This window comes from Caballeronia sp. SEWSISQ10-4 2 (assembly GCF_030464885.1).
Taxonomy (GTDB): domain Bacteria; phylum Pseudomonadota; class Gammaproteobacteria; order Burkholderiales; family Burkholderiaceae; genus Caballeronia.
The window spans coordinates 15,049-28,657 of sequence record NZ_JALPRJ010000063.1; the positions used below are offsets into that span (position 1 = coordinate 15,049).

Consider the following 13,609-nt stretch of genomic DNA (forward strand, 5'->3'; position numbering starts at 1 on the left):
AATGACCGCAGCCGTCGTCTTGATAATGACGTCTCCTGATAAGCATTCCCGTTTTTCTTCTATAGACTTCGGAGCTACACATGACGGCAACTGTGGGCGGCCAGACGGCGCTCGGCGATAACGCAGCACGGCAACTAGCTAATGCCACCAAGACCGTTCCCCAGCTATCGACCATCACGCCACGATGGCTCACGCACTTGTTGCAATGGGTGCCTGTTGAAGCCGGTATCTACCGGTTGAACCAGGTCAAGAATCCCGAGGAAGTGAAAGCAGCGTGCACGCAACGTGAAGACGAAAGCGAACTGCCCCGGACCTTCGTCCCGTACGATGAAAACCCGCGCGAGTATTTTCTCAACGCGGTCAGCACGGTCCTCGATGTGCAGACCCGCGTGTCGGATCTTTATAGCAGTCCGCACGATCAGATCAAGGAACAACTGCGCCTGACGATCGAAACGATCAAGGAGTTGCAGGAAAGCCAGCTGATTAATAATCCGGATTACGGGCTGCTGGCGAATGTCGCCGAAGAACAGCGCGTGTTCCCGCTAACGGGCGCGCCAACCCCCGATGACCTCGATGAACTGCTGACGCGCGTCTGGAAAGAGCCGGCGTTTTTCCTGACTCATCCGCGTGCAATCGCGGCTTTCGGACGCGAGTGCACGCGTCGCGGTGTGCCGCCGCCGACCGTGAGCCTGTTCGGTTCCCAGTTCCTCACTTGGCGCGGTATTCCGTTGATTCCATCGGACAAGGTTCCTGTCGCCGACGGCAAGACCAAGATCCTGTTGCTGCGCGTGGGTGACAAGCGGCAAGGCGTGGTTGGCTTGTTCCAGCCGGGCGTGGCAGGCGAGCAAGGGCCAGGGCTTTCGGTGCGCTTCATGGGCATCAACAACCACGCGATCGCCTCGTACCTGATTTCGCTGTATTGCTCGCTCGCAGTGCACTCGCCGGACGCACTGGCGGTTCTGGATGATGTGGAGATCGCCAAGTACCATGACTATCCTGACACCTACAAGTAAGCCAGTGAGCAGCGCTTCGCTCCCTGATATTCCGCAGGGCGCAGCGCCTGCGGGCTTGCCGGACGTCGCCACGTTGTCGCGTCTTGCGACTGCGTTCTTTTCGGCCGTGCCGGGCAGCGCTACGCCCGCGCTCGCCAGCCTTGGCAGCGGCGAGTCGCTTTCGGCAGGTCTGCCGCTCGCCGCGCCTGCGCTTGCTTCCGCGAGCAATCCGGCGCCCCCCGGGTCTCCGTTTGCGGGGCCGGGCGGCGCAGGAACGGGAGTGCCGGGCTTGAGCCTTCCGCAGGGCAAGGCAGCGGGCGCCAACCTGCTTCCGTCGGCGCCCACGCACGTTTTGTCATTGGGCAATCGCGTGCCGGCGCTGGCGCCGCATGCGGTTTCACAAAACAACGCGCCTGACTCCGTGGCGAGTGCTGCACCGGCGCTGGAACCACGCTTCGGCGGCGCTGCGCTTGGCGTCGGTGTGCCTGATGTGGCGCAACGAGATCAACCAGCGGCGTCGCCGTTCTATTTCTTGCGGGACGCGGGCGCGTCATCGGGAGCCGGCCGCGAGCTGCCGTTGCCCAGTCACGATGTGCCAACGGCTGAACCGCTCGGTCTGCCGTCCATCGACGAATTGCGTTCGTTTGGTTCGGTTAGCGGCCTCGAGCGGGCAGTGTCGGCGGGTGGCGAGCCTGATCGTACCGGTTCGTTCTATTTTCTCGACAACGCCCGTGCGCCGTATTCGAATGAACACTTGCCGCGGGCCGGTTCCGCGCATCCGCCATTCGATGTCAATGCGATCCGGCGCGACTTTCCGATTTTGCAAGAACGCGTGAATGGACGTCAGCTCGTCTGGTTCGACAACGCTGCGACCACGCAGAAGCCGCAGTCGGTCATCGACCGTCTGTCGTATTTCTACGCGCATGAAAATTCGAACATTCACCGTGCCGCGCATGCATTGGCAGGACGCGCGACCGATGCGTACGAAGGTGCGCGCGATACAGTGCGGCGCTTCATTGGCGCAGCATCGCCGGAAGAAATCATCTTCGTGCGCGGCACGACGGAAGGCATCAACCTGATCGCGAAAACCTGGGGCGTGCAAAACGTCGGCGAGGGCGACGAGATCATCGTGTCGCATCTCGAGCATCACGCCAACATCGTGCCTTGGCAGCAACTTGCCGCACAAAAGGGCGCGACGCTGCGGGTGATTCCTGTCGACGACTCGGGTCAGGTCCGTCTGGATGAATATCAGAAGCTGCTTAACAGCCGCACGAAGATTGTCTCGGTGACGCAGGTGTCGAACGCCTTGGGTACCGTTGTGCCGGTGCAGGAGATCGTTGCGATGGCACATCGTGCAGGTGCGCGGGCGTTGGTCGACGGTGCGCAATCGGTCTCGCACATGCGTGTGAACGTGCAGGAAATCGATGCTGATTTCTTCGTGTTCTCGGGCCACAAGCTGTTCGGCCCGACCGGCATCGGCGTGGTCTATGGCAAGCGCGATCTGCTCGAGGACATGCCGCCATGGCAGGGCGGGGGCAACATGATCGCGGACGTGACGTTCGAGCGGACCGTGTTCCAGGCGCCTCCAAATCGCTTCGAGGCGGGCACGGGCAACATTGCCGATGCAGTGGGTCTTGGGGCTGCGATCGATTACGTGACGCGCGTGGGTATCGAGAATATCGGGCGCTACGAGCACGATCTGTTGGCCTATGCGACAAGCGTATTGCAGCCGGTACCGGGCGTACGTTTGATCGGTACAGCGAAGGATAAAGCCAGCGTATTGTCGTTCGTGCTGAAAGGCTATGAAACGGAAGAGGTCGGGCAGGCGTTGAACGAAGAAGGGATTGCTGTGCGTTCGGGTCACCACTGCGCGCAGCCGATTCTCCGGCATTTTGGCGTCGAGGCGACCGTGCGGCCGTCGCTGGCTTTTTACAACACGTGCGATGAAGTCGACAGGCTCGTGTCCGTCGTCCGGCGGCTTTCGTCGCGGCGGTAGGCTGGAGGCTGGAAACGAGTGATGCAGCGCGCGGTCACCGCGGCCGCGCGCTGAGTCTGACGATAGACAATTTTGCCGCAACGCCTTTGGTGTGTTCGTCTGGCGTGGCCCTCAAGCTGCTGAACGAGCGTGCGCCAGCCGGCGGGATGACTGCCCACGCCGGTGATACTGGTGTTCAGGTGCAACTTACGTTGGGAACTCGCGAGCACACCTAAATACGTGTAAGTGCCGACCATGTCTCTGACCTTTTCCAACGCCTGTCGGAGCGTGGCCAAATCCACGGATCCGAGTGCGAGGCGAATCGCATGCGGCGCATGTTCCGATGTCGCGAAGGGTTCAGCGGTCGACACGGAGATATGCTTGCGAACGAGCGCCATCGCAACCAGGTCGGCACGGACCTCCTCGGCCAAAGGGAGCCAGAGGAAGTACGACGCCGGATGAGAGACGCTTCGCAGTCCGGAGAGGACCTCGGCAGCGATCGATTGACGGACCATTGCATCATGACGCTTTTCGATCTCGAGCCGGGTGACCGTGCCGTCGTCGAGCCAGCCACAGGCAAGAGCAGTCATCACGCCGGCCGTGTTCCAGGTAGTGGCTCTGATGGCTCGCTCGATCAGAGGCACGCACTGACGCGGGGCTGCGACAAATCCGACCCGGAGTCCGGTGGCTACACTTTTTGATAGCCCCGAGACGTACACCGTTGTCTCAGGCGCGAGCGCTGCCAGCGGGGCAGGTGGGTCTTCGGCCAGGAAAGCATAGGCCGCGTCCTCATCCATTGTGCCCGTTGCGTTTCACACGCGGACAGTGACAGCATAAATTCACAAATTATCGCTACGTGGCCCACAGGTGATTGTTTGATTCACTGGATCGTCGCAGGTAAGAGCTATGGGGGTTTTGCGGGGCAGGTGGCACAGGGTTGTCCGCTTGCTTTTTCGAGCTGGTCGGGAGAGGCAATCAGGAGTGGCGACAGGCATGCCGTACGTATCACGCGTCGCACAGTCGATAGGCAACGGTAAAGACAGGCGTTCCCATCTCCACCTCGCCACTGGTCGCAGCTGGGTATCGCCTCTGCCTCAACCGGTGGTACCGCAGGTACGGCGCCTGGCGCCTGTTCGGCGTCTTACGCAAACGTGCGGGCGTGCCAGCCCTGGTTGCGGCGTTCGTCGCCGGGCATGTGGTACTCGCAATGCTCCATGGTGTCTCGTTGATCGGCGACACCGTAGACGCTCGCGCGGAAGACTCAACGACCGCTTTGGGGTTAGGCTCCTGATTTTATGGGCAGCCATGTGTCAAGCTCTATTGTTTCTTCACAGATAAATATTTGCCAGACGCAACCCCATCTTCCGGTTGATTAACCCCTGGACTCGGCAATCGATCACCTTACTCACTCAAAAAAGCATTCTTTCAACGGTACAAGCGCGGCGCCGATGACCGCCGCGTTACCGTTCGCTTCGCCGAGTACGAGTTTCGGCCTAGGGGGGGCGACACCATATCGATGCTTTTCCCAAAAACGGGCGCGCTCAATCAGCATCCTTCCCAATTGAACGGGCAACTGGCCACCGAATACGATAGCTTCAGGATCGAATAAACCGGCGACGGAGTTAATGACCCGGTCCAACGCGGGCAAGGTGCGCTCGATCCAGCTTTCCACACCCGGCCACGTTGGATCGAAACGGAAGCGCAGGTCCTCGACCGAGTCGATATCAACGCCGTTTGCCCGCAACTCCTTGATCAGGTACTGCAACGCCGGACGACGGCCGGTCTCCTCCTCGTCATAAATCATCATTTCGCCCGCGTTGCCATGCGAACCAAAATAGGGCTTGCCGTCGATGACAATGCCGCCGCCAAAGCCATAGTTAAATGACAGGTAGACGAAACTGCGCGCCCAAAGTCCGGCCCCGAGCAGGCTTTCACCGATAGCTGCTGTGGTGGCATTGTTTTCGATCCATACCGGCAGTTCGAAGCAATCTTCAAGAATCGGTGCAAGGTCGACCAATGACCAGTCCTGTAGCGGCTCCGGTGCGTTCACTTGGCGTCGGTCCGCAACAAAGAAGCCGGAAATCGCAAAACCGACACCGATAAGGCGCTCGCGCGGCACGTTGTTGCGTATGAGGATGCGCTCGATCGCGTCATTCACGCTGATGAGCGATGCATTTCGACTCATTGGCGGTGTCTGGATCTGCACTTGCTCAAGGATATGGCACCCAAGATCTGCGAGACACACCGCCATGGAATCGGTGTTGACTGCCACGCCGATCGTATAGGCCGCCTCACGCACGAGTTCGATGCGCGGACTGGGTTGGCCACGCCCGTTCCTGACGGCCTTGCCCGCCTGCAGCAGGCCACGTCCAATCAGCTGCTCGACAAGGCGATGGACTGACTGCTGTGCCAGGTCCGTTTCCAACGATATTGCTGCACGGGAGATTGTCTGATGACGACGGACGATATCGAGAATCATGCGCTCGCTAGGGCTTGCTCGCTGGATATGCGGATTTCGCTGATTCGATGCCGGCATGCCGGGCGTTGGCTCAGAGTCGCTCTTTTTATTGACCATGGACGGTATGTCTCGTTCGTTAATGGTCGTTGTCTGCTCCCAACCATCATCGTCGTGTAAAAATTCTATTAGAGCACGTCGTTGTGCCTGTTCGCAGGTTGGAAGGTCTTCATAGGACAGCCCCGCACCTTGACGCTCTCAGTCATCTTCCTGCTCCAATCACCCCTTTTACAAACCAGCGTTGCATAACCGCAATGACAATGACAGGCGGAATGAAAGCAATGAGCGCCGCGGCCATGACCAGGTTCCATTCGGGCAACTGGCTCGTGTCCGTTGGAAAGAAGCTGGTAACGCCCAGCGTGATGGTGCGCATGCTGGCCTGATCGGTGACCACCAAAGGCCACATGTAGTCTTTCCACGTAGAGATAAACACGATTGTGCCCAGTGCAGCGAAATTGGTCCTGGACAGCGGCAGCACTACATCGATGAAGAATCGAATCGGTCCCGCACCATCTATCCGCGCCGCTTCCACCAGTTCTGCCGGCACAGTCCGATAGAACTGCCTGAACAGGAAGGTGCCCGTGGCCGATGCGACCAGAGGGAGTGACAAGCCGGTATAGGTGTCCAGCAGATTCACCGTCGGTGCGATCCTGATACCTGCCAGCGACGAGACAAGCGAGTCTAGACCGGTGACTTGCAGCACCGTTTTCAGTGGTTCAAAAAGGTCGGAGGCGATCGCATAAGTGGGGATGATGCGCACCTCGAGCGGTAACAATAACGTTGCGAACACGCTCCAGAAGATGAAATTCCGGATCGGAGCGCGGAAGAAGACGACGGCGTAGGCGGTCATCGACGAGAGCGCGAGCTTGCCGGCGACGACAACGCTCGATACGACAAAGCTGTTGAACAGCATCCGGGCAAGATCCGTTCGATGCGCGACTTCGCTCACGTTATCGAACAAGCGGCTGCCGGGGAGAAAGGCGGCGCCGTGATTCAACAGTTGCTCGTTCGGCACTGAGGCCGCGCAGAATGTAAGGTATAGCGGACCGAGCGCAAACAGCACCCCCAGCGCGAGCACTGCATACCTGGCAACAGCCAACCCGGCGTGGCGTTCCATCATGTTCAGCTCTCCCACTGCGCGTGGCGGTCAAAGAAGCGGAATTGCAAAAAGGTCATGGCGACGATGAACAGCATGAGAATCACCGACAACGCCGATGATCCCGACAAATCAAGACCGACAAAGCCAACCGAGAAAATCCTGAACGACAGGATGCTGGTGGCTCCGCCGGGGCCGCCGTGTGTCAGCGTGTCCACGAGCCCAAAGCTGCTGGTGAGGCTTTCGAGGACGTTGATGACAATCGCGAAGAACACGAACGGCGCGAGCAGCGGCAACTGGATATCGATGAACCTGCGAAGCGGGCCAGCGCCATCAATCCTGGCGGCGGCCAGATAGTCGGCCGGTATCGCGCGTAAAGCGGCTACGAAGATAACGAAGTTGAGGGGCACCTGTGTCCATGCGAATGCAAACGCGATCAGCATCATCGAGTGGGCGCCATTCAGGTTCGGTGCCCAGGCGCCGGGCCACAACGCATTGATGAACCCCATCGGACCTGTAATGGGGTTCATCAGGAACTGAAGGATCACACCCAGCACGGCGCCTGCCACGGCATACGGCCAGATCAGCAGGTTGCGCAATACCTTGCTGCCCCGCAGATTGAGTTCGATGAACCCGGCCAGCACCAGTGCGATCAGCACAGCCAGGCTGACGCTGCTGACCGTGAAGATGGCGCTGGCTTGCAACGATGCGCGAAAGCCCGGGTCGCCCAGTATGCGAAGGTAATTGGTCAGTCCGACAAACGTGGAGCCATTGCCGAACGGACGCACCAGATTAAAGGACCACCAGATTGCCTTGCACGCCGGCCAGTAGAAGAACAGCGTGACAAGCACAAGCTGGGGCGTGGCCAGCGCGAACGGTATCCAGCGACCCGGAAACACTGCACTCGGCTTCATGGGATGTCCTATGGCAAGTTCACGCCGTCATACGTTTCTTTGAATCGTGTCAGCAACTGGTCGCCGCGCGCTTTGGCGTGGTCGAGTGCCTCACCGATTGTCTGGGTTCCACCGAAGGCTTTTTGCACCTCTTCACGCCAGGCGAGCCGGAATTGTGGCAGGAAGCCGAGCCGGGTGCCGGGGGGATATGCGTCAGGCGACATGCTTAGCGATGCCAGTCCCACCGTCACCGGCAGGACAAGCGGATCGCCGGGCCGGGTTGCTGCCAGCGTTGCGGCCGCGCGCCGGGTCACCGGCAGATAGCCGGTTTGCATCGCAAAGGCGATCTGGTTCTCCGGTTGGCGCAAATAGACGAAGAACGCCGCGACGGCCCGGTAGACCGCTGCATCGTAGCCCTTCATGACCCACAGTGAGGCACCGCCGACAATCGTGCTGTGGCGCGATGTCTGTGCATAGACCGGGATGACGCTCACGCCAATATCAGCGATCTCGCCAGCCATGATCGCCGACCATGAGCTCGTCGAATCGGCCGACATCACGCATTCGCCCGACGCAAACGCGAGCGCCTGATTTCCCGTTCGCGTCTGCGCGGCATCGATCAGCAGGCCGCCTGCCCGCCAGCGCATCACGTCATTCATCAGGCGACGGTGGATGCCAGTGTTGAAGACGTATTCAACATCCAGGGCGTCGCCTGCGTGGCGTCGCGTGGCGATCGGCACGTCTTGCGACGCATTGGTCTGCTCCAGCATTTTCCACGGATCGTAGTCGGTTATCGCTGGACACGCGTAGCCGTTAGCCTTTAGCTTCGCGGCGATAGCTTCGAACTCCTCCCAGGTGCGCGGCGCGTGATCGACGCCCGCTGCTGCGAGTTTTGCCCGATGGACGTACAGGATCAAGGTGGACGCGTTGAATGGCAGCGAACCCGGCTTGCCGTCGGCGCCGGCGTAGTAGCTGAGCACAGGACCCAGGTAATCCGTCCAGTCCACCGGGTGGCCAGTGTCGTCCATCAAGCGGGACACAGGATAGACTGCGCCGCTTAGCATCATGTCGAGAGTGCCGACGTCGTAGATCTCGATAACCGCCGGCTGTCTGCCCGCGCGGTACGCGGCGACCCCTTTGAGCATCGTCTGCTCGTAGGTTCCCTGCGACGTGCAGTGCACCTGATGCTCACGCTGTGATTGATTGAAACCATCGCACAGCGACTCGATCGCCTTCGCGATCGGGCCGCTGTGCCCGTACCAGAAGTCGAAACTCGCCGCGGCAGCCGCACAGGAGACCGCCATCGAAGCGATGGCAACGGTTGCCATGAGCGCGGTGCGTTTCACTTAGCGAACCTCGATCGGGGGAGCGCTTGAGACGAGCGCAGGATCTGTCATGCTCGGTCTCCCTGTTTCGACGTGACCCGCAAAGCGCCACGAAAAATCCGCAGGCGTTGCAGCGGCTACGGTCAGGTCATACCAGAAACTGCTCGATGCCAGTTCCCAATGTGTGTCAATGCTGGCCCCCGCCGGCAAACGATAGGTGCGCGCCTGTGCCCCGTAGGCGTTGTCCTGGACCGTGACGGAACAGGGAGCAGCGCCATGGTTGAGCAGCGTGAGGCGCAGTTCGCCGGCGGTGGCGACGTAGCTTGCGCGGACATCGAGACTGCCGTCTGGTCGTTGTGCCCCTTCCGGCGCCTTTCCGGCGAAGCGGCGCAGGAACCCGTTCGGTCCCAGGATCTCGATATCGTAGGCGCCTCTGACGTCCATGGGCCAGGCGGTCACGAGCTGCGTTCGAGCGTCGACCGTATATCGCCCCGGTTCGGTTTCGCCTACCCGGTCGAACACGTGAAACACTGCGCCGGCGCGGCCTGAATTGACGAAGTCGAGTTCAAGCGCCTGGTTGCGGGCATCTAGCCGCGCGTGCACATGCAGTTCATACGGCAACGCGCGCGCAGTTCTTTGCGCCGCTTCCTGGCGCTGTAGCGTCTGCGTGACCGGGGGAGTGGGGGCAGGAAGTCCCGGGAGCCCGTCGATCCCGGCAAGAAAGGCGGTTGCGTCGGGCAGCGAGGGCACCTGGGCATCAGGCGCAGAGAAGTTGAACGCCGACATCAGGTCGCCGCACACGGAGCGCCGCCACGCGCTGATATTCGGCTCGTGAACACAGAAACGCGCTTCGAGAAATCGAATCACCGAGGTGTGGTCGAAAACCTGCGAGCACACGGCTCCACCCTTCGACCACGGCGATATGGCGAGCAAAGGTACGCGCGCACCCAGTCCGAACGGTAGCCCGTCCTTTGCATTGATTTTCGGGGCGACGTCAACGTTGGAAGCACCCTGACCGGTTGCGGCGGGTGGCGCAGGCGGCAGCACATGATCGAAGAAACCGTCGTTTTCATCGTACATCACCAGCAGTACCGTCTTGCTCCAGGTGTCGGGGTTGGCGGTCAATGCATCGAGTACGAACGAGATGAAGGTCGCGCCGTCCGCCGGGCTCCATGCGGGATGCTCCGAGCAGTTGTGCGGGGGGAGAACCCACGAAACTTGCGGCAGCGTTCCGGCTTTCGCATCGGCGGCAAACACGCTCGGAGGCCGGCGCGTCATTGCGTTCCGATACAGCGGCGAGTCTTTCGGGGCGTCCGCGAATTGCTTAAAGAAACGCAGCACATTGAAGCAACTGACCGATGCATCCGGATCGTCGGGATACGGATCGTTGCGATGGCGAATGCTGTTCTGAGGGTCGATCGGAAAGGCGCCGTCAGCGTCCACTCCCTGATAGATCCGCCATGAAACGCCGGCAGCCTGCAGTCTTTCCGGATAAGTGTCATACGAGAAGGGCGGTCCGTGCAGTGGTTGAAAATCCGGTCCTTCCTTGGGCTGGTCCTTCATCGGGCCGCCACCTGCGCCGAACGGGTCGATCGTCCCCGTCATTAGAAAAGAACGATTCGGGTTGGTTGCGCTTGGGACCGAGCAAAAGTATGTATCGCATACAGTGAACGCGTCGGCGAGCGCGTAATGGTAGGGAAGGTCGTTTCGCGTGTAATGCCCCATTGTCAGCGCGCCCTTTGCAGGTACCCAGTTGTCGTTTCTGCCGTTCGCCCAAGCCGCGTGGCCATCAACCCATCCGTGCGGCAAGGAACGGACGTGCTGCGAGTCGGTGCTGGAACTCGGCATGGGGAACGGCATGACCACGCCTCCGTTCCCGTCGGGCTGCTGCCAGATGCTTCGGTTCTCGCGCAAAGGCGCCGTCCTGCGATCGTTGAATCCGCGCACTCCCCCGAGCGTGCCGAAGTAGTGATCGAAGGAGCGATTTTCCTGCATCAGGATGACAACATGCTGCACATCCTCGATCGTGCCGGTGCGGGACGATGCGGGTAAAGCCAGTGCCCGTCGAATCGACGGGGGAAATGCGTCGAGCAGCGCGGCAGCGCCAGCAGTAGCGCTTGTGCGCAGGAAGTCTCGCCTGTCCATCAGGATTGACCTCCGGTTTTGGCCGGGTCCAGCCGTCGGGGGGCAGGTGAGCCTGCCAGGTAAAACTGGTTGTCAAAGGCGTACATGTCGTTGAAAACGCAGAACTCGGGCGCTCCAAGCTCGATCATGCCGGCGTACTGCGCGACCCACGCGAAGCATTCGGCTTGTAGTTGCAGGCAGGCATCGGCTTGCGCGTAGGTCATTGGCTTGACGTGGTACGCGAGCGTGATGTGAAAGACGTATCGATCGTGGTCGGGCCGCCGGATCGACAGGCACGACGACAGGCGGTCGCGCAAGCCACGCAGCTTGCGATTCTCTGCGTCGTCGACGGGCGTGAGTTTCATCGACCCGATATCGGGCTGTGCAACGCCGTCGGCCACCGTCAGGCGCAACGGCGTGTCGCACCCGGGTTCGAAGTTCGTTAGTGCCTCCTCGAAGTGGTGTGTGCATGCGCCAAGCGGTGCATCGAGCGCCAGATCGGCGGGCCAGAAACCGGCCTTGCGCTGTGCGTGGGTTGCGCCCTCGAATACCGTCATGTGGTAGCTCTCCGGCGGCAGGAAGGCCAGATACGGCCCGAACTCGCTTGCCTTGAGCCGGTCGCGCACGGCAACGAGCGCGTCCGACAGCGGGCTGAAAAGTGGGACATGGCAAACAATCGTGTTGCCGGGATAGTGCAGAACGCTGCCGTTGGCATCGAACTTGATGCCGACGTGATCGCCTGCCTTTTGCAGGGGAGTGAAGCTCGGTACGGACATGGTGGGTTCTTATTGGGTTGATTTCAATCGTTCAGGCTGAAACGCAATTCGACTTCGCCTACCGTGCCGCCGTCGTTGGGCGAAAACTTCCAGCGCAGCAGTGCGCGAATGGCTTCCTGATCGAAGATTTTCGGCGGTTGCGCACGGACAATGCTCACTGCGCTGACGCTGCCGTCCTTCTCGATCGTGACGTGCGCGATAACCAAACCCTCGGTGTTGTTTGCAAGTGCGCGGGCCGGATAGTCCGGTTCGATCCGCACAAGCGGCACGATCCCGCGTCGCACACCGGAGGCTGTGTCAGGAGCCGCCGTGGCGGAAGACTTCGGCGCGGGTGCAGTTGGCGATGCCGGCGTGTCCTGTGTGCTGTTCGGCGTTGGCGTCGCACTCGTCTGCGGCGTGGCGGCCGGCGCGGGTGCCGGCGTGGGTACCTTCGCCGGCTGCGTGGTTGGGCGCGGCGCGGCTGGCTTCGGCTGCGCCGGTTTGGATGGATGAGGCAGGGGCGGAGAGACAGGGGGCGGCGCAGGCGGTGCCTTATCCGGTTCTCCGGGCGCTTCAGCAATGGTCACGATCTTCATCGTCCTGACAGGGGCCGGGACAGGCGCCGGCTTGGCATGCATGCCGAGCACCAGGTAGATCAGCGAACATTCGACTGCGAGCGCAAGCGCGAACACCGCTGGCCAACGCAGGCCGGGCGCGGTTTCGTGCACCGGGCTTGTATCCAACACGGACGTGCTCATGCGTCCACCTCAGCGTTTCGCGGCGATGCCGATATCGTCGATGCCGGCGGCATGCGCGATATCCATCACATGCAGAATCTCTTGCAGGGATGCGTCCTTGTCGCCGGCGATCAGGACATCCAGCTTGGTGTCGTGGGCGCGTTCCTTGATCTTTGCGGTGAGCGTGTCCGCGGCGATCGGCTGTCCTTCGAAGAAGAGATCGCCGCCTTTCTTTACCCCGACCGTTAGAGAGACCTTGGGCAGCGATGCCGCAGTCGAGGCCTGTGGCACGTTGATCTTGACGCCGCTCGCATCGATCATCTTGAGCATCGTCACCATAAAGAAGATCAGCAGGAACATCATGATGTCGATCATCGGAATGATCTCGATCCGCGGCTCGTGCGATTCCACATAACGCGTGCGGCTCATCATCATGCTCCCGACAATTCAGCGCTTGAAACGGACTTGAGTGCGGCGCGTGTATCGGTGTTCGGTGCGTGCGCGAGCTGTGCGGTGCCTGCATCGGGGTTCATCAAGTGCAGCCGCTTGACGCAAGCGAGCTTGATGAGGTCCAGTTGCAGCGTGGCAAGACGGACACGTTTGCCGAAGTAGGCGGCGGCTGTTACCCCGACGATCGCGACGACCAAACCACATCCGGTCGCGATCAGTGCATGTCCGATGCCTCCGGTTACCGCCCCCGCATTCGGACCCGCTGAGCCGAGCACATTGAACGACTCGGTGATGCCGATGATCGTACCGAGCAGACCGATCAGCGGTCCAAGGGTCACGGCGGCGTCGAGTAACCACAGGCATCGGTCAAGCTGCGGAAGCGCTCTCACCACCGCTTCGTCGACGTAGCGGTCCATCTCGTCGGGATTGAGATGCCGCGCATCGACCGCTGCTTGCAGCGTGCCGCCGAATACGGTACCCCGGTAGCGTGCGGCGATGGCCCGGAGCGCTTTCTCATCGCGATGATCGATGCTGGATAACTCCCGATCCAGCGAGGTGCCCGATGGAACGATGCGCGCGAAAAAGGCGGCGCGCTCGATGGCCACGACCAGCACAACCAGCAGGATCAGGGCGAGCAGCGGAATGATGCCCACCGACTGGCTGCCCAACTCGATAAATTGTTGAACGACGTTCATGGCGAATCCTTGATAGGTGAAGAACGGAGGTGCCCCGCTCAGGCGATATAAA

At 60.9% G+C, this 13,609-nt stretch carries 11 protein-coding genes and 1 pseudogene; 2 read left to right on the top strand and 10 right to left on the bottom strand.

Annotated elements, in window-relative coordinates:
* Positions 1-80: 80 nt before the first annotated feature.
* Positions 81-1,013, top strand: coding sequence for a family 2A encapsulin nanocompartment shell protein (locus M0D69_RS32100; RefSeq protein ID WP_301785869.1), 933 nt, complete (start codon positions 81-83; stop codon positions 1,011-1,013).
* Complete coding sequence (locus tag M0D69_RS32105) at positions 988-2,988, top strand: family 2A encapsulin nanocompartment cargo protein cysteine desulfurase (RefSeq protein WP_301785870.1); 2,001 nt, start codon at positions 988-990, stop codon at positions 2,986-2,988. The genes M0D69_RS32100 and M0D69_RS32105 overlap by 26 nt, the downstream gene beginning before the upstream one ends.
* Positions 2,989-3,203: 215 nt before the next feature.
* Here M0D69_RS32105 and M0D69_RS32110 read toward each other — a convergent pair.
* The 10 genes and pseudogenes from M0D69_RS32110 to M0D69_RS32155 form a co-directional block, all read right to left on the bottom strand.
* Positions 3,204-3,758 (bottom strand): annotated as a pseudogene (locus M0D69_RS32110) (aminotransferase class I/II-fold pyridoxal phosphate-dependent enzyme); the annotation flags it as partial.
* A 614-nt stretch (positions 3,759-4,372) separates the two neighbouring features.
* Complete coding sequence (locus M0D69_RS32115) at positions 4,373-5,446, bottom strand: ROK family transcriptional regulator (RefSeq protein ID WP_301785871.1); 1,074 nt, start codon at positions 5,444-5,446, stop codon at positions 4,373-4,375.
* A 238-nt stretch (positions 5,447-5,684) separates the two neighbouring features.
* Positions 5,685-6,602, bottom strand: a complete 918-nt coding sequence (locus M0D69_RS32120; protein ID WP_301785872.1) for an ABC transporter permease subunit — start codon at positions 6,600-6,602, stop codon at positions 5,685-5,687.
* Between the two features lie 2 nt (positions 6,603-6,604).
* A complete protein-coding gene (locus M0D69_RS32125) occupies positions 6,605-7,492 on the bottom strand; it encodes a carbohydrate ABC transporter permease (RefSeq protein WP_301785873.1) in 888 nt (295 codons plus the stop codon).
* Positions 7,493-7,500: 8 nt separating this feature from the next.
* Positions 7,501-8,817 (bottom strand): extracellular solute-binding protein, encoded by a 1,317-nt coding sequence (locus tag M0D69_RS32130; protein ID WP_301785874.1) that lies wholly within the window; start codon positions 8,815-8,817, stop codon positions 7,501-7,503.
* A complete protein-coding gene (locus M0D69_RS32135; protein ID WP_301785875.1) occupies positions 8,818-10,941 on the bottom strand; it encodes a phosphocholine-specific phospholipase C in 2,124 nt (707 codons plus the stop codon).
* Complete coding sequence (locus tag M0D69_RS32140) at positions 10,941-11,696, bottom strand: DUF1868 domain-containing protein (protein WP_301785876.1); 756 nt, start codon at positions 11,694-11,696, stop codon at positions 10,941-10,943. Before M0D69_RS32140 ends, M0D69_RS32135 begins: the two co-directional genes overlap by 1 nt.
* Before the next feature lie 23 nt (positions 11,697-11,719).
* On the bottom strand, positions 11,720-12,433 hold the full coding sequence (locus M0D69_RS32145; protein WP_301785877.1) for a TonB family protein: 714 nt from the start codon (positions 12,431-12,433) through the stop codon (positions 11,720-11,722).
* Positions 12,434-12,442: 9 nt separating this feature from the next.
* Complete coding sequence (locus M0D69_RS32150) at positions 12,443-12,841, bottom strand: biopolymer transporter ExbD (RefSeq protein ID WP_301785878.1); 399 nt, start codon at positions 12,839-12,841, stop codon at positions 12,443-12,445.
* A gap of 2 nt (positions 12,842-12,843) precedes the next feature.
* Positions 12,844-13,557: a MotA/TolQ/ExbB proton channel family protein gene (locus M0D69_RS32155; RefSeq protein WP_301785879.1), complete on the bottom strand. Its 714-nt coding sequence runs from the start codon at positions 13,555-13,557 to the stop codon at positions 12,844-12,846.
* Between the last annotated feature and the right edge of the window lie 52 nt (positions 13,558-13,609).